Raw genomic sequence first — 19,357 nt, 5'->3', positions numbered from 1 at the left:
AATATTTATTCAATTATTTTACAATATTTACATTATATTATAAATAAAATTAATGTTTAAAACATTTATTATAAACAATATAAATATTATATTATACTTTAATTTGTAATTTACTATTGGGATTCTATCAATCATTTTCGCTATCGAAAAAAAATCCTCAGAATTGAGATATTCATTACTCAATTAATAACCAATTTTAATTCCTCGCTTTGTTTTGTCAATTGTTTATAATCATCCTCCTCGTTGCAGAATTTTGAGCAGCATCAAATTGATAATATATGACTCCTGATCCTGATATTTCGCTTCTTTGGACTTTCATTTGGTTCATGCCCTTCTGTCCATTGAGTTCATAAACCCTAATCACTTTGCCCGTGAGGTCATATAATGTTAGCTTGACTGGTCCTGATTCCGGTAATCGATAGCTGATCACTGTTTCCTTATTAAATGGATTCGGATTGTTCTGATACAACTCGAATACTCCACTTTCCACTACAGTGTCTGAATTCCTTACATCCAGAACTACTTCCCTCAGGTTGCCTTCCTTGTCATATGCTTCTGAGCTCGTCAAATCTCCTGTGATCGACATCAGCCTACTGAGTTTTCCACCTTTCATTGCCTGAACTCTCAATTTGTACAAGGTTTCGCCTTGTGTCACAGTCTGTGATCCTGAATTGTCCCATGACATGGTCACAATCCCTTCAGACCTTCTTCCAAGGTTGAAGTTCTTCTCTTCTATTGTCAATGATCCGCTCTCCACTGAAACAATTTCTATAGCACTGGCATCAAAGCTGATTGTATACTGAAATCCTGTTATACTTTCAAATCCTCTGCTACTCACCTCAATTTCATAGCTCTCTCCCGCTTTGAATTCCTGTTCTTTCACTTCAAGTCGCAATTTCGCTCCAGTTCTTGTTTCTATATTCTGTCCAAAATGAGCTCTTGCTGTCTGGTTTACATCTCCAACTTTTATGGACATGAAATCTACTTTGTTTTCAGACTGCAGATTCTTAATTTCCTTACTTGTTGGAAAATCAAATGGTTGAGTAGGATCGCTAAACACATAATCTGATGGTATGATCCACCAGCTCGGTGTCTTAGTAAACTTGCTTGTCACTCCTAAGATCAGCTTTCTGATCTCGCTGATATCACTTGCTGTGATTGTCTTGGACTTATTGACGTCAGCTGCAATGAATTGAACCGGATCCCTAAACTCTTCTTGTCCTAAGATGTGCTTCTGAATCTTTACGATATCCGCTGTGCTCACACCGTTCAAGTAATTGTCATTGCGCTCAGGTTTGATCACATAATCTTGTCCTTCTATCAGTTTGCTGAATGTATACTTTCCATCCACCGATGTCATCATCTCCTTCATCAATTGCCCGTTCTTCATCAATTCAACATCTGCATCACTTGTTTCAGATCCATTGTTCGTCTTGATGGCTCCATACACCTTACCATTGAATGTTCCATCATCAGGACAAACATTGTTTGGATCTTGTACGATCATTGTCGTCTCGCAGCAATCCTTGTTGCCCTCTTCATCTTCTACACAAATCTTCACCGGTAAGATCAATTCATCATTTACTCGTTTTGCTTCAAAATCTGAACAGCAGATCAATAAACTGTCTGAGCCTCCTTCAAAATATATCTTCAGATTGGCTGGCGGTGTACAGTTGTCGTAGCTGCCATGGTCGAAGTCTTTCGCCCATATCGTGATACAGCCAGTACTTGGCATCACCGTGGTCACTATCCCTGACAAACAATATGGTGTCGGTGCTTTGCAGTCTTTGATCTCAAACAAATCTTCTTTGACTGTAACATTGCCACAACCATCTTCTATCACCCATTTAATTCTATGAACTCCTATAGGATAAGTTCCATCGGCACAAAGAGGATTGGCAGGATTGTCCGCGTAAGGATTGTCTTTGTATTTGACAATGCCCCCATTTTCATATTCACGTTGAGTCAAAGAACCTACGATATGGTCAAAATTTCCATACTTACCCTTACTATCGGCAAAAAGGTCAATTTTATATTCCCACTTCAACCAATCTTTTGGTGTACAATTGTCTGCCACGTCAATTCTCAATAATATATGACCCTCACAAATTTGAGTTTGCGAGTTCTTTCTTGCCGGTTCACAATTTGATGGAATTATAGTAATCACAGGATCGTCGTTGTCTCTAACCTTGATCACCTGCTGATACTCCCAACGGCCTGTAAGGATGTTTCTGCTTGGATCGTACTGGCACCAGTCGATTACTGTCCACGTTCTGATCACTTTCAAGCACGCATCCCGCTCAATTGTAAATACTTCATCATCATATTCGATTGCGATCAATGCACAGTTGTCGTCTGCATTGTTCATCACTTTCGGTCTGCCCAATCTTGGATTGTCAGGGCTCAAGTCAGCTCCACATCCGTCCAGTTCTACCCTTCCCGGTAAGCTCGCGCTGATACAGGTTGGCCATTCGATGTCGTCGTTTGGATCGCAATAGTCTGCAGGATTCACATAGAATGGATCACAGTCCACTATCCAGATCGTCTGCTGACGGCTCAAGGTTACTCCCGTTGACGTTCTTACTGTAAACGTCCTTGTCAAGACTCCTTGTCCACACTTCACGTTGTCATCGTTTGGTGTCACCGTTACCGATACATTACAGCCTCCTGTCACATAGCCATCAAAGCCCCATACCAACTCATACTTGTTGTCCGGATGGGCCGGATTGTACAAGCTGTTGTAGTAGTTACATGCTATGTTTGCTGCAGGTAAATTCGGTGGTACTGCCCCTGCTGATGGGCCAGGATAGTTGTGCAATGTATTTGGCACACAGTATCTCTGACATACCAGATCATTTGTTTTCACTTTAGCTCTCGCACTCAAGTCCGTTACCACTCGTCCAAATGTTGGATCCAATGGATCACGCAATTTTTCAAAATCATACCAGAACCAGCAGCTCACCACAATATTCGGTGGTGGGATCAATGTTGGCAATACCTTGTCTTGTACTTCTACTTCTACCATGCAATCGCTGTAGTGACCAAATAAATCACCTGTATTGCCCAAATTTGGCCCACTTCTTCCCATCCTGTTTGGATGGATTGGTCCTGCTCCCGGATCAACATCAAATACTCGCAACACTACCATGATTTTTTGTCCTACATCCGCGCAACAGAATTTTACAAAATCATCAAAATATACCTGATTGCCCGGTGCAAACACAGGATCCGGATCATCATCCCCGTTCAGTCCATTACACGAGATTCTATTATCAAACGAAGGTGTTCTGCCATTCACCGTACCATTCAATTCTTCCATTCGAATCGTTTTTACATAGACGTGGCGAGCACAATTATCAAAAGAACCATCATCAAATGAAGTCGCAAAAATTTTAGTGATATTCTCACTTATATGAGAATCCGCTACCAGACTTACAACAGTTGATTTTATACAAATCGGCACTGGTGGGGTGTTGTCCAAAACATTTACTCTAATCAGCTTCTTTGTCAAATTGCCACAACAATCTTCTGCAACAATATATATGTTGTGTTTTCCCAATTCTAAGTCTGAGATCAAATACCCGTCTTTTTCTGATCCCGAAATTACACCATCAAGAGACTCCATGGTGTAATGGATATCCTGACTGCAATTGTCAGTTAACCATGGCCTTGGCACTTCCCATGTTCCACTACAAGTCCACACATCGGATTGAACAACAATGGAATCGGGATACAATATCTCAGGCCCTTCAGGATCACCAACCTTTATAATCTGATTGTGTCCACCAATTTCTCCCGTACACCAGTCCATCACAGTCCATTTTCTTAAAACCTTGTAGCAACCAATCGACCCGGCATTACAGTTAGGTTTTGCAATGTCAATAACCACATCCTGGAAAGTTGAACCAAAGTTTCGGCAGCCCGTAGGCTGAGGAAAACCTGTTCCTTTCCACAAAACATAAGTATCAGGACCCCAACATCTTGGATTTTGGGCAGTCCAATCAGGATGTGGAGGATAATATACGGGATAAGGACTAGGGTGACCTTTGTATATTCCTGAATCAATACAATTCCAACCTAAAATACGAGGTCGTCTCATTCCGCTAAAATCTCCTAAGGCTGTATCACCGCCAGTGGCTTTCCAATATGCAGAATCTAACAAATAACCATCAACGCAAAGTGGATCAAAAGCATAGTGTGGAGTTAAGTCCTTCAATGTATCTTTTTTCTCGTTACAGTTCAACATTGACTGATTTCCAGGCAAACCATCAAAATGTTGAGGCACAATCACATCTGCCAAATCTCCAATATTGATCGTAATCAATTGCTGACAAGAAACTTTATTGCCATATTGGTCTGAGGCAATCCAAGTTCTTACTATTTGTTTTTCAAAACCAAGAGAGCAAGATCCCTGAGTAGCATTATCTTTATAAGAAAGAGTAAAAATTCCACAATTGTCAGTCACAAGCGGAGTGCCTGTATTGATCGGATCTTCAGACGAACCACAAGTCAAAACAATGTCAGGTACACAAACCAAAACAGGTGCTAATTTGTCTTCCACTATTGCATGAGACCAACAGCTATTACCAGACACAGAATCAAAAACGGTAATTTTCAATGGTCTTCCTATATCCATTCTACCTATTTGACTACCTGGGACGCCGGGCATTCTGTCAATAAGAGCCAGTGTATTCCAATCGCGCACTTCTACCCGATAGGAGTCATAACAGCGATATGGTCCTCCTTCAAGAATATCATCTGCCCCGATGGTTGCGCTGCAATTTGCATCAAGGCTAACTTGGATACTATTGTTGCAAAATAAATCAACTATTGGCGAAGGGTAATCCTTAACTTCCACATAAAATTCACAATAAGCTATGTTACCATCTTGATCCATTACCGAAATACGAACCAGATGTTTTCCAATAGGGAAAAAACTATCGAGCTTGAAAGGATCAGACGGATCTTGAATAATCATCAAATTCTGATCACAATTATCCATTGCAATATCGCTTATATCAATATGCACAATTGCTTCACAGTCCCCAGGGTTAGCAAAAAATGTCCTATCCTTACAAAAAAGCATCGGAGGGAATGTATCAACTACTGAAACTGTTGAAATACAAGAAGAACTATTATTGCATTCATCATAAACAAATAAGGTAACAAGATGGTCCCCCCTATCAAAACAATTGAATGTGGTATCTGTAGCTAAAAATCTCAAAGTCGCAGAGCAAGAATCATAACTTCCCCCGTCAAGATCTGCAGATCGGATCATAGACATACCTTGTTTATTGAGGTAGGCGATAAGATTTCTGCAAATTGCGATTGGTTTGGATGTATCCACAGAAATAATTCTCTGAGTCCATGTGAAAGTATTTCCACATCGATCCGCTAAAGACCAATTTCGGTAAATAGTGTCTTTCACAGGACATATTCCTCGAACCCGACGTTCTGTGCCATATGACACAATATTGCCCTTTACAATCTGTCCAGGGTTTAACATACCCGGCGTACGGTCTATTGGGCCGGTCCATACAAAATCGGTGTATGCATCGCCACAACCTGTTAACTGAATTGATTGCGTAAATGGTGTGGTTCCATTTTCAGAACTAGAAATTGGACTTCCAAATAATCCAGATGCTGGTCCATTGACAGCAAGAAATGTACCTTCGTAAGAAATGAATTGTAATACTGTAATTCCCTTGACGAGAGCGATTCCGTCCGGAGATCCATTTTGAATGCCATTCACAGGGTAATAAAAGGCCAAAGCTCCATACCCACATTTTTCATTTGGCAATATTCCACTAAGGCTCATTGAATCATAAACCAGTCCCGTCGAACCATTGTATAGCATCAATTTATACTGTGCTAAATTAGTTCCGAAAAAGCCAGCGATCTCGATAAACTCAAGAGTGTCAGTACCTGCATTGTCATAATGGATTTCATTGATCCATATATTCCCTAAGAGACTTTTATCACAAAGATCTATCCCTGAAATCGTATCCATAGCCGGCACTCTGCTACAAGAAACAGACATACTTTGAGGAAGTGTCAATGGTGAGCATATCATGGGCTTGGAAGTATCCTTTACCATGATCCTTTGCACCAATGAATCCACGTTTCCGCAACTATCAGTAGCAAACCATTTTCGAACCAATGTATATTCATTGGGGCAACGGCCCGGGAGAGAATCATACCTATAAACCGTCGCAAAAGTGTCAACATTTGCAGTTCCACCCATACAAGCCGGTGGAGGAGTAATCGTTTGTCCGGTATTCATGGCCCCAGGCGACCAAGCTGAAACTGGATTCCATGTAAACTGCCCTCCCATATTTCCTGATCCTTTTTTCTGAAGTGACAATCCTGTTGGATCTGAACCAGCCTCCAATACGCCAATATCTACACTTTGAATGCCTGCGGCTGGCCCATTCTTTGCCCTAAAGGATCCTTCATAGGATATGAATTCACAGACAGTAGCTCCATTGACTAGGGCGATTCCATCCGGAGCACCATTCTGGATACCATTTACAGGATAAGCAAATACCAATGCCCCCATACAAGAACCTTCATTGTCAATCATACCTCCCAGGTTCATTGTATTGTACATCGAACTGTCCGCACCATTGTACAGCACTAATGAATAGCCCGCGAGATTGTCACCGGCAAGACCTGCTATTTCTATAAATTCAAATGTATCTGTTCCAACATCGTCATAGTGAATCTCATTGATCCATGGCTTTATTATATCTCTTCCACCTGATGTTAATTGACATGTATCAAAAGCCTCGTAAGTACTTGCAGGAAATACAAATTCACATGCCACCATTGTATCTCTAGGTTTCGTGGAAGGTATAAATTTAGGTGGTAATGTATCAATGATGAAAATACTCTGTGTGCACATAGATGAATTCAAACACGCATCTGTAAATGTCCACTTTCTGAAAATTGTTTTTTCATTAGGACAAGACCCATTGATGACTGAATCTCTATATCTAACCTGGATAGGTGACATACAGTTATCCATTGCTGTACCTATACCTGTATTCGCAACGGCTGTATCACCCGGACATTGCAGACTTACATTTGCTGGACACATTGGTGTAGGAGGGATGGTATCGAAAGTGTATGCAATCTGTTGAACACAGCTATCTCTAAATCCAATCGAATCTACGGCAATATAAAATCTGTAAATAGTTCTTAAGCAGTTTGAAGTAACGACTGAATCTCTGCTTGTCAACATCACACTACCACATCCATTCAAAATAACAGGAATAGTATCTTGGCGGCCTCCCAAACCAACGGTATCTCTCCTAAAAACGGACTTTGGTGCAGGTGGAACAATGTTACATAAAGCAGGCGGGTAAAATGTATCTCTTGGGCAAATGATTGACGGCGGCATGCAACACGCCAAGAAATCTGCAAAAATTGTTGCAGAATCGCAAACCATACAACCTGTAACAGGATGTGTATAAATGAAATAATAAGTCGTGGTATCCTTGATTTTTATGATACCATCTGTAATTAAATGCGCAACCGGATCAAATCCAGATAATTTTGGATTGTATCGATACCATGCAACCATTGCGGTATCCAGTTGTCCCGGGTTTATACCATTGGTATCAATTACTACTTTTACTAAAGTATCCAAATCATGACACACCAAGCTATCGCCACACACCGGCATTTGAGGAATACAAATGGTGTCCACTACAGGAACGTTACCTTGAAACAATACATCAACTTCGTCATTCAGTATCTGACCACCACAGCCAAAATCGTCAAAAAAGGATTTGATCTTATAGGTTCCTGGCTGACAAGCTTCAATTATATATACATTGTCAGCTACAAAGACCTCCATTTCAGCTCCACCATTCAAACAATACGCAAATGTATAAGGCCCTGTGCCCTCAAAAGTAATCGTCACTGATCCGCATCCTGTAGAACAACTAGATATGTCTTTGTGATCAGTGATACTGGCTGTAGGTTCCGGTCTAAGATTAACACAGGCTTCATCATTGTCCACTTCTCCTTGACACTTTGCCCCACCTAAATCAACTATTGAATCAAGCTTCACTTTTATTTCTCCCTCAGTAGGTCCGTCGATGTGGATTGTAAAATTTGGGCCTGAGCCGGTCAAACAATGGTTGATTCCTGGTTCGTCCGATCTGGACCAACATAATTTAAACGGCCCAGCACCATTCATCACCATCACATCCATATCTAACCCTGCTGGTAAATCAGCGAAACAAGTATCAATGTGCCTAGCTTTTAAATCAGCTGAAGGACAAGAGATAATGTATTGTCTGTTTATCGCAACGATAGAATCACAAGAACTAGATAATGGGGATATTTTTGCTTTGAGGCAAAATGAGTCAGATGGACAAGCTTCTTGAGGGATAACATAATCTAAACAATACCAGATTGGTGGTACTGGTACACAATTTTGATTAAGAGGTTCTACAAAACACAATCCATTTATCCCACATAGACGATTAACCATCATGGAGTTTGATGAGTTATTCGCTAAACCCGGAGTTTGAATAGTACACGCCGTAGCAGATGTGAAGCTTTGTCTCATTGCTGCAGTATCTGCATAGTAGTCTCCACATTTTATGATATACTCTTGAGAACCTGAACCATTAGTTGATGAAGCACAAGTGATGTTGGGTTCAGCTGAACCACAATTTGTAGCTCCATACTCTATACCATGATATATTTGATTGTTGGGGCATTTGGTTATAAAGCAATCACTGGTATTCCCCAATAGCAATCCACTACTTGTGCTAGTTCCATTTTGCCAACCTTGTTGTAAGCCCCCGGGATTTGTGTTCGCACCAGGACAAGGAAAGGCATCAGAATTATAGCAAGTTGCCAAGCATGGATGATTCGCCGGCAAAATGTAAACTTTATCACCATTGCTATCACAAGGATCATCTGCTGGCAAACAAGTTTCTTTCTCTTCTTCATTGTAAATAATAATCCTGGATCCTACCGGCACAGCACTGAAGTCACAGGTACACCCCGGTCTACTAGAATCAAACCAAATATAACCAGGTGCAATTCCCGCAGAACCGCAAGACAAATCATTGTCATTCAGAATCCAACCGTTTAGATTCACGGTTGAGCAAGACTGGCCTACAACCAACAGTTCTACCCACTCTCTATTACCACTTTGGCCTTGAGAAAACTCATTGACTATGATCCCACCACCATCGCCACAAGTTCCACCAGGATTGAGGTTGGCGGGTGCAGGACAATTTTCACAACTTGGGGCCTCAATTATAACTTCTCCTACTTTCTCACTAGTGGCATCACCTGGCTGCCAAGCACAATCCCATGGACCTATATAGTATTCGATTATTCCATTCATTGGCAAATTGTCTGCTTTTAAGCAGAATTGCAAAGTGTCTGAAGGACAATATAAGCCCGAAGTTGAACTGCTGTCAGTCATGAAATTAGATGGACACAGGGCCGCCGCTTCACAATCATTACTGATTCCTAAATTCAAATCAGCAAAGCCACAACCAGACTTATCGTTTACCACAATATAATAACCACCCGATGCAGGTAAGTTTTCTAAAAGAAAAACTCCTGTCGTATTGGTTTTTGGAGGAAGTACCCCAGCGCTATCCATGAGTGTAAAACACAAATCTGAGCCACCAATTATATATTGTTTAGCATTGATAACTCCGGCATGGGGATCTCCGTCCGCGCATGAAATCACACAAGGAGTTTGTGGAATGTCAGCAATTTGATCTCCGTCACAATCATAAGCCAGAGGAGCGAAAATTTCAACACATATCTGTTGTCTCTCATAACATTCTCCATTGCTGGTCTTGGAGGTACTTCCGCAGCAGTTCGAATAATCGTCCCATTGTAAAGTAAAACAATGTTTTCCGATTGGTAAAATACCTGAGGTATATGTCATAGTTGTAATACCGCTGACCGGGTCCACAGAATAACTCTCCCAACTTTGGATAGAAAGTGGACCGGCAATCATTTTAGGATCAGTAATCGGTGCCATTACATAAGAGCCTATATTTTCATCACAAGCTCCGGACAAAGTATCTTGATTATCGCTGACATGTTGCCAGTTAAAAACTTCCAAAGTAAAAGTTAAGGAGCCGGGAGCGCATAAAACGGTATCTGTAACCATTAGATTCCATGCAATTGCATCATTACTAACCCCTGGATTTGGGTGATCAGTATAGCCCCATTGAGCTAGCGCACCAGAGGGATCACAAGAAGAAGGTATTAAGTTTGAATATGGAATTAAGTCTCCCGCTGTAGACTTATGTGACGGGTTACCATGAGCACCAGATGAATTCGAAATTCGCAAATAAGAGGAATTGCAACCAGTAAAAGTAGCTGAAGGATGTTTGACCCATATAGGGTCAGTCAAGTTTGGCATAGAGTAAGCAATTTGACTTGCCATACATCCGGCTCCGTTGGGCATAATAGCTACCGCACTAGTATCTGCAATCCCACCATCTCCTCTACCCATAGACACAACACCTGAACCAAGAAGATAGGACCCTTTGGTAGGATCTTGAACCGTAACATGATCTGCATCACCTGAAGCGCCGCCAGTTGTGGCACCTCCCCTGGTCAACGAATTGGATTCACCCCAATAAATGGCATCATGCGGAGTTCCATTAGGTCGAAAAAGCATCACTTGATCGCCGTCAGCACTGTGCTGATTGTCTAAAGTAAATCCTGTTGCTGAAAAGTCGCAATAAACAATATTAATAGGATCGCATACATCAAAATCAATAGGTAACCCTGGAAAATCACATTCATCGCAAGCTAAACCATTGTTTACTCCTTTAATTCCCACACCACGATCCGATGAAGTCCTTGAAGCACAAGCGATTAAATAAGTGCCGTCAGACGGTATTGTTGTCCCTTCAGGTATAACTATAGCCCATTCAGAATTGGATATGACCATGCAGCCAATATCGGTTCCTGTTGGTCCGGCAATTTCTACAATTGCGTCATCTACGCCATCAGATTGTCCTGCATCCCCTGAAACTTCATTCAAAACGACATGATCGTATGGAGATGGGCATTGTGCCATTAAAGCTATATGCGAATAAAAAAGTAAAATAATGGTAATGGGGGTAGTAAAAGCGAGTTTTACAACATTCATGCGGTTGGATTTTGCTTCGGTTTTTAAAACTCCACAAAATTAATGAAAATCAAAGGATCCCTGTACAAATCTCAAAGAATTAATCTAAAATATGCCATAACCCAATCTTCCTTAGGCTTAGTGTGCCTGGCACACCTTACCAAATAAAATTCTAAATGGTATTTAATAAGCGTTTTGCGAAAGCAAAATTATGGGTGTAGGAGTTAGAATGAATATATATTCCTTTTTGGTCAAAATTCGCCAAATGGACCTTCCCGGATGCGTGGATGACCTGAGTTTCAGCAAATACTATAGCAACATGAATAATTTTGTATTTATCATTATGGAAAAACAGTAAGTCCCCTAACTTTAATTCTTCAAAAGGAATAGTGAGTCCCATGTCTGACTGCTCAGAGGCATCACGCATTATATGCAATCCACAAAATCTTAAAAATAATTGAGACAATCCAGAACAGTCTACTCCGAAAACGGTTCGTCCTCCCCATAAATAGGGAACATTCAAAAAATTCTTTGAGATTAAATTTAGAGCTTCTGAAATTGTCAATTCGGGATTGGGAAAATGGCAGCTCAAAGACTCAGGAATTTTCATGTCAATAAAAGATCCTGGGCTGAGTAAAGTGTTTAAACGATCCAAATAACAAGTTGACGTCAAAATACGGTCTTGAATGTAAGATTCTTGGGGAGAACTATGCACAATTGCGGATTCCATCCAACCTGCATATGCATCATGATTTGATCTGATCATGCTCCATGATCCACTTTCTTCAAGGACTGTGAATGATTCACCATAGAGCAATTGGTTTACCATCTCTGAACGATGGGAAGGTTCTGAACGAATTGCTGCTGAATTTAACGAAAGCTGAAGCGACATATAATCAAAAATAAGTAAGCCAAAAATAATGCGAACTCGCCTAAGAATCAGTTTTAATTTGAAACAAATGCCATTGGATACGAACTACATTAAATTAAAATAAACAATTCACTCAGCTGTATCAAAATTAGACTTAATTTAGCCTTTTAATCATTAACCTCCAAATGGCAAAAAATTTCTTACTTGTATTGCTATTATTGATAATCACGAATATTCAGGCACAGGATGTTCAGTTCACACAATATATGACTGTAAGTACCTACCTCAATCCGGCAATGAGTGGAGCTTTTGATGGCAATTATAGGGTCAGGCTGATCAATAGGGATCAATGGACAAATTTTGAATCAAAATCATTAAAAACATTATCTGTATTAGGTGACATTAAGCTTCCTCTTCAGCGAAATGTTTCCATTTCAGATTTCATAGGATTGGGTTTATATTATTTATCCGATCGAAGTAGAAATTTAGACTATAATACAAATGAAGTGAATATTCAAGTCTCGTTTCATAAACTTTTAAACAGAGCAAGAAAAAATTTTATTGCTGGAGGTTTAGGATTAGGGATAACACAAAAAGAAATTAATTACGATAGGCTTTTGTTTGCAGATCAATTTAATGGTATAGATGAATATAATTTACCTACCTCTGAAAGACTTCCTCCTAATATTAAAGCAGTACCTGATCTGAAAGCCGGTCTTTATTATAACGTTTCTCTGAATAAAAAATTGAGACTTCAAACCGGAGTTTCAAGCTTTTATACACTTTTCAAGAATATTTCATACTATTCTGATTTTGATGATGTTGATTATTTTGGAAATAAGAAAGTCATCTCTGCACTGCGGACCACGGTCTTGGCGAATTTTACGTATAATTTAAATTCCAACACACAATATTTTCCCAGAATGACAGCTTCATTTCAGGGACCTCATCAATTCGTATCTATTGGAACGAATTACAGGAAAAGTTTTTTTAGCCTTAAAGAAACAGCTTTACATGCAGGTGCCAATCTCAGAGTTTCTAATAGTAATACCAGTTACCAACCAATTGATTTAGGACTAATGGCAGGTTTTGAAATTTTAAATTTTATTATTGGCTTAAGTTATGATTTTGGTTTAAGAGATGCTGCATATTATCAAAAACCTACACATTCATTTGAAATCAGCTTAACTCTTATAGGTGATTATGATAATGAAGGTTTCATTTGTCCTCAATTTTAAATTACTGTAATTCCTCAAAAAAACCTGTTTTAGTGTTTTTTCTTACTTTGTCCCATTCAAACCACCTCCCATTCATTGCTATGTAGATTCCGGGTTTCAATGTTTGAACGAAAGCAAGCGCAGAGCCTAGATTAAAAAAACCGTCAGATGAATTACCGAACGCATACGGGATCATTGCACCTGCAAGTACAATTGTTTTACCGGAAATTGAAGCATTTGCTAAAACCTTTGCAGTTTCAACCATTGTATCTGTACCATGTGTGATCAAAATTTGATCTGAAGTACAGCGTTGACAATTGTGGACAATTATCTCACGATCTTCTTCTGTCATTTCTAGAGAATCTGTCATCATCAGGGTTTTGATATCAATGTCTAAAGTGCATCGGCCGCGATCAAGCATTTCAGGCAAATGAGTATCCTTGAAAAATAAACTCCCATTTACAAAATTGTACTCTTTGTCAAAAGTTCCACCAGTCACAAATACTTGAATGTCATTTTTCATGATGCAAAATTAATCAGCAACAGCAATATGATGTACTATTGGGGTTCTATCCCCAAATGCTTGTCGATTGAATTAAATAGAATTGATAATGTATTTATTATACATCCATTATTTTATAATATATAATTAAAACTCATTTGTGTCGCAAGATATTCGCTTCTCCATACATTTTCAAGATGAGCGAAGCATTCTATCTAATAAAGATACATTAAATATATTTACAATTTATATGTCATTGATTTTAAATATAATATATATTTGCAGATTACTTAATCAGCTCCAATCTCATTTGGCATGACTTTTGGGACAATGTATTAGATGTTGGATTACAAAAACCGGATATTATTCCTACCCATGAAAATCAAAATGTTTGCCGCAATCGCCCTTTACTGCGTCATTAGCGTGTGGCCGGGCAGCTCCTACGCGCAATGCGCTAAAGGAGTCCTTACAATCCAAAGTGTAGTAGGTACAAATGGAGGAGATGGTTCTGCAAATGATCCAATCATGGGAAATTTATCCATCAAATTTTGCTTCACTCTCACAGAGTTTTTTGAATCCAGCACCAATTGGGTTCATGGAATTTTTATACCTTGGAATCAATTACCATCTGGCGCGATTGTGTTAAAAGGCAGCACCGGGGAACAAACTACTCAAGGCGGAACCAGGAAATGGACATTTTTCAATGTAGCTCAAGCTCAAGCTCTTGGTTTACCAGGCCCAGGATACTATGTTGATGACTATGATTTAAATCCAAAAGATAATTATGGTGATAACGGTACAGGCACTCCCAAAGCTGGATTTCTTTCACTTAATCCTTTTTGCTTCGAAATTGCATCAGTATGCGGGATACCAGCTATCTTAAAACCTGTGGTTGTAGTAACAGGAGATGGAACTACCGGGGCTTGGAAAAACACGTCGTGTCCAGGCGATTCCATTTATGCAAACAATGGTCCGAATAACAATGGCACCATCAAAGTATGCGGTCTCAATATTCTACCTTTGGATTTGCTTAGCTTTGAAGTGATTGCCGGTGCTCAAGGAAACCACCTCAGATGGACCGCAATTGCCGATGGTGCTTTTTCTCATTTTGAAGTTGAAAAATCTCAAAATAATCCGAGTTTCTTTACCACTCTGGCCAAAGTTTATTATGCTGATTATCAACAGGTCGGATTGCCACAGAATGCAGATTACTTAGATACTCAAATTAACTCAGCTGTCATTTATTACAGGCTTAAGATGATTGATTTGGACGGTTCTTATACCTATTCACCAGTTATTTCTTCAAAGCCAAAGCTTGAACAAGCAGTTCCTTCACAAGTATTTAAACAAGAAAATAACATCGTGATTCTATTCTCATCGATTTGTGCAGTGGATACAAAATATGACATTCGTCTTATAGCTTCAGATGGTACAGAGCTCTCAAATCGCAACTTTGTTTTAAGAAAAAATGAATCCAAAATAGAAATCCCTATTGAAAATTTAAATAGTGGTGTTTTTTTTATCTGCGTTGAGGATCAACACGCGAAACCGATTACTTTCAAAGTGTTTATCAACAACTAAGATACACGTAAACCTCGTTGCAATAGCCTTGTTTACAAAGCAAGGCTATTGTTTTTTCTCCACAGATAAATTCACTGGTATGCACTACATTAGTTAATTTTGGGTGGAATTAATAAAGAATGACTGAGCTTGAAAAATCTGCATACTCCAATTTAAAATCTAATTCGATATTCGGATACATTGTCATCACCTTACTTATAGTTCTAGCTTACAGCCAAACTATTGGATTTCAATATACCGGAGATGATGTTTTGGTGACAAGAGACAATCATTTCGTTCAAAGAGGGATAAGTGGTATTCCGAAAATTTTTTCCCACAGTTACTTATTTGGCTACTCGAACACTGCAGATCCTATTTACAGACCGGTTCCTTTAGCCACTTATGCACTTGAAAGTCATTTTTTTGGTTTTAAACCCAAAACTTTTCATACCTTTCAAATCTTTTGGTACATTTTATCATGTATTGTATTTTTGAAAGTCTTATATTTAAGTGGTATAGGTAAGCCGACAAGCCTCATTATTATTTGTTTATTTGCTGTACACCCAACGCATGTCGAAGTCGTAGCAAATATTAAAAGTAGAGACGAACTTTTAGCATTTTTTGGAATAGCAGCTTCACTGTACTTCGCTATAAAAAATCGAAACTCAGGAAAAAGTGTTTTTGCTGTACTTTCCGGAGTATTTTGCCTTTTTGCACTTTTATCAAAAGAAAGCAGCATCGGACTCTTCATTGTTGTCCCACTGTGGGTATTGATAGTTTTTAAAGATACTCAATCAAAGTATTTTTTACAATCAGCAATACCATTATTTGTAAGCTTAATATTATATTTCATTATAAGAACACAAGTAAATTTAGAATTTGGAAATCTGGATGTCACACAAAATAGCTTGGTGTTATTGCCTGATTTTCTGAGTAGACTGCCTTCGGCAATTGTAATATTACAGAATTACATTATCAAAAGTGTATTTCCTTACCCATTGAGCTACGATTACTCATACAATCAAATTCCACTAGTTTTTCAACTGGATTCAAGATTCTGGATCGCCTTATCAATAGTTCTTCTTTCCTTATTTGGCATTTTTTATTTATATAAAAAATCCAAATTCTTTGAGGCAACATCTATTATTTGGTTTCTAATTTTCATTGCCCCTACTTCAAATTTATTCTTTCTAATCGGATCCAGTTTTGCAGAAAGATTTTTGTTTACACCAGTATTGGGAGTTTGTATTCTATTTACTTTTTTGATGGAGTCTTTTTTCAAAAAATATACAGCAATCAAATCCTATTCAACATATATTACATACCCAATCATTGGAATTTTTCTGTATTATTCATATATCCAATCTGCGATATGGAAAAATGACCAAAGTCTATTCAAAAGTGGAATTCAATCCGCTCCTCATTCTGTAAGGACAAATATGTTTTTTGGTAAGTATTGGTACAATCTCTCAAAAGAACAATCCAATGAACAAAAAAAGAATGCTTATCTTGACTCAGCGCTTAAATATTACAATCAATCTTTATATATTTTACCTAAACAAAGTACATGTAATCAATTTGCAGGTTGGGTATATCGTGAGAAGGGGCAAACTGCTCAAGAAAAAAATTCCTATATAGCGGCATATCAAGCAGACAGTACTTACTTTCCGGCTCTAATCAGTCTGGCGGTATTCTATCTTAAACAGGATAATTATGAATCTGCCCTTGATGCGCTTAGCCATGCGCAAAAAATAAATCCCAAAGTATACGACATTGAATATAATCTTGGTTATACTTATAGAGCGCTTAACAGATTTGATGAAGCAATCAAATCACTTTTGACTGCACATGGAATTAACCCTAGTCGAGAAGAACCTCTTAATTTGTTAGTAAAAATATACAGAGACAATCTGCACAAAACGGATTCAGCTTTGATCTATAATGAAAAATTAAAATTATTCAATCGTGAGCATTAGGTTAATTCAGTACTTTCTCATTTTATTTATATTTTTTAATCTGACGTCATGTCTTGTTCAGAAATCAAATAACAAGTCGGAAAATCATTTAATTCATGAGACATCACCTTACCTACTACAGCACGCACACAATCCTGTAGATTGGTATCCATGGAAAAATGAGGCCCTTGAGAAAGCAAAATCTGAGCGTAAGTTGATGGTAGTCAGTATTGGATATTCTTCATGTCATTGGTGTCATGTAATGGAAAAAGAATCTTTTTCGGATACGGGTGTAGCACGAATTATGAATGAGAATTTCATTAATATCAAAGTAGACCGCGAAGAACGACCAGATGTTGACAATGTATATATGGTAGCTTGTCAACTTTCGCACCCTGATGGAAGCTGTGGATGGCCATTAAATGCAATTTGCACTCCGGAAGGGAAACCTGTTTGGGTCGGTACGTACTTATCGAAAGATGATTGGAAAAAAATTCTTGTCTCAATCCAGATGACATACAATGAAGATCCAAACGATATCGAAAAAATGGCAAGAGAACTAGAGCGTAGAATGTTGACCAGTTCTTCATTACAAGCCTCTGAAGCTGTTGATATTAATACGCAAATCATTTCTACTTTAACAGAGCAAATAATTGAATCCTGTGATCCCATATCGGGAGGAAGAGCAGGCGTGTTAAAATTTCCAATGCCCTCAATTTGGCAGTATCTCTTGCATTATGGTAATGCAACCAAAGATCAAAAATCGATCAATATGGTACTGCTTACACTAAATAAAATAATTAGGAGTGGAATATACGATCAAGTTGATGGAGGAATCTCCAGGTATAGCACTGATCAAGAATGGAAAGTTCCCCACTTCGAAAAAATGTTGTATGACAATGCCCAATTTATCTCACTCATGGCCGAATGTTATAAATTCAATAAAGATAGTTTGCTAAAGGAGAAACTAACGGAGAGTTTGCATTTTTTAATTTCCCAGTTCAAGAATCCCGAGAGCGCCTATTTTTCTGCATATGACGCAGACAGTGAACACGAAGAAGGCAAATATTATGTCTGGTCAAAACTTGAATTAGAAACCATTCTAACCGATCCTATTTCAAAAAAAATCTTCTTTGATCTATATGATATCAGGGAATCCGGCAACTGGGAAGATGGAAAAAATATTCTTCATGAATCTATTGAAATCAATAAATTAGCAAAAAAGTATCAAAAGTCACAAGATAAGATCAATGAAATTATTGATTCACAACTCGAATTGCTCAAAACTGCTAGACAAAAAAAGGTAAAACCACACCAAGACACAAAAATAATAACTTGTTGGAATGCATTGATGGTTATAGGATTGTGCGAAAGTTATACAGCACTTGGAGATGAATCATTATTAAAAAATGCAATTCAAACAGGGAACTTTATCTCCAAAAATCTTACACTTAGCAATGGAAAACTGACTCGTACGTATTCACCAAAACAAAGCAACATAAATGCCTTTTTGGATGACTATGCCAGTGTAATATTAGCATATATTAAACTATATGAAATCACTTTTGATGAAATCTGGCTTGACAAAGCAAACAAACTATGCCAAATTGCAATAACTGATTATTCAGATGAAAGCAATGTTTATTTTTACTATAATTCAAAAAACGATGATAAACTCATTGTCAGAAAATCAGAAATGGAGGATAATGTAATTCCGAGTAGTAATTCCATGATGGCTGATGTTTTACTTCAACTAGGACATTATTATTACAATCAGGATTATATAGAAAGGAGCAAGCAAATGTGTGCAAGCGCAATAGATAATCTTGCAACACATGCCCCGACATTTTATACCAATTGGTTGAAAGTGAACCTGAAACATCTTTCGTCACCATATGAAATTGCAATTGTTGGAGATGATTCTACAGAAAAGAACCTTGCAATGCAGAGTCATTATCTACCTCAGTGCATATTCTTAGGTGGAAAAACAGAGGGCACACTTGAATTATTGAAAGATAAGTTACAATCCGGACAGACTATGATTTATGTTTGTAAAAACAAAGTTTGCAAGCTTCCTGTAAATGAAATCAATGAGGCACTCAAGCTGATCCATTAATCCAA

7 protein-coding genes are annotated in these 19,357 nt (G+C 38.4%); 4 read left to right on the top strand and 3 right to left on the bottom strand.

Going from position 1 to position 19,357, the window contains the following annotated elements:
- Positions 1 to 217: 217 nt before the first annotated feature.
- Positions 218 to 11,152, bottom strand: a complete 10,935-nt coding sequence (locus tag IPI99_10150) for an HYR domain-containing protein (GenBank protein ID MBK7340876.1) — start codon at positions 11,150 to 11,152, stop codon at positions 218 to 220.
- Positions 11,153 to 11,303: 151 nt separating this feature from the next.
- On the bottom strand, positions 11,304 to 11,960 hold the full coding sequence (locus IPI99_10145) for a C40 family peptidase (protein ID MBK7340875.1): 657 nt from the start codon (positions 11,958 to 11,960) through the stop codon (positions 11,304 to 11,306).
- Between the two features lie 227 nt (positions 11,961 to 12,187).
- Here IPI99_10145 and IPI99_10140 point away from each other — a divergent pair, with 227 nt between their 5' ends.
- On the top strand, positions 12,188 to 13,240 hold the full coding sequence (locus IPI99_10140) for a PorP/SprF family type IX secretion system membrane protein (protein ID MBK7340874.1): 1,053 nt from the start codon (positions 12,188 to 12,190) through the stop codon (positions 13,238 to 13,240).
- A gap of 1 nt (position 13,241) precedes the next feature.
- Here the strand turns inward: IPI99_10140 and IPI99_10135 are convergent, their stop codons facing one another.
- Complete coding sequence (locus IPI99_10135; protein ID MBK7340873.1) at positions 13,242 to 13,742, bottom strand: asparaginase; 501 nt, start codon at positions 13,740 to 13,742, stop codon at positions 13,242 to 13,244.
- Positions 13,743 to 14,096: 354 nt separating this feature from the next.
- On the opposite strand from IPI99_10135, the gene IPI99_10130 reads away from it, so the two are divergent.
- The 3 genes from IPI99_10130 (at position 14,097) to IPI99_10120 (ending at position 19,352) form a co-directional block, all read left to right on the top strand.
- Positions 14,097 to 15,302: a hypothetical protein gene (locus IPI99_10130; protein MBK7340872.1), complete on the top strand. Its 1,206-nt coding sequence runs from the start codon at positions 14,097 to 14,099 to the stop codon at positions 15,300 to 15,302.
- A 119-nt stretch (positions 15,303 to 15,421) separates the two neighbouring features.
- Entirely contained in the window at positions 15,422 to 17,257 is a 1,836-nt protein-coding gene (locus IPI99_10125) for a tetratricopeptide repeat protein (GenBank protein MBK7340871.1), read from the top strand.
- The gene (locus IPI99_10120; protein MBK7340870.1) at positions 17,247 to 19,352 is read left to right on the top strand and encodes a thioredoxin domain-containing protein; all 2,106 of its coding nucleotides are present in this window, start codon (positions 17,247 to 17,249) and stop codon (positions 19,350 to 19,352) included. The genes IPI99_10125 and IPI99_10120 overlap by 11 nt, the downstream gene beginning before the upstream one ends.
- The last annotated feature ends 5 nt before the right edge of the window (positions 19,353 to 19,357 follow it).

It is taken from the genome of Saprospiraceae bacterium (genome assembly GCA_016710235.1).
Classification (GTDB): Bacteria; Bacteroidota; Bacteroidia; order Chitinophagales; family Saprospiraceae; genus Vicinibacter.
Note: the sequence above shows the minus strand (reverse complement) of the source record. Positions and strands in the feature narration are given on the sequence as shown.

Coding starts and splice junctions, on each gene's coding strand:
- IPI99_10150 (MBK7340876.1), bottom strand. CDS start 11,152: ATGAATGTTGTAAAACTCGCTTTTACTACCCCCATTACCATTATTTTA.
- IPI99_10145 (MBK7340875.1), bottom strand. CDS start 11,960: ATGGTAAACCAATTGCTCTATGGTGAATCATTCACAGTCCTTGAAGAA.
- IPI99_10140 (MBK7340874.1), top strand. CDS start 12,188: ATGGCAAAAAATTTCTTACTTGTATTGCTATTATTGATAATCACGAAT.
- IPI99_10135 (MBK7340873.1), bottom strand. CDS start 13,742: ATGAAAAATGACATTCAAGTATTTGTGACTGGTGGAACTTTTGACAAA.
- IPI99_10130 (MBK7340872.1), top strand. CDS start 14,097: ATGAAAATCAAAATGTTTGCCGCAATCGCCCTTTACTGCGTCATTAGC.
- IPI99_10125 (MBK7340871.1), top strand. CDS start 15,422: ATGACTGAGCTTGAAAAATCTGCATACTCCAATTTAAAATCTAATTCG.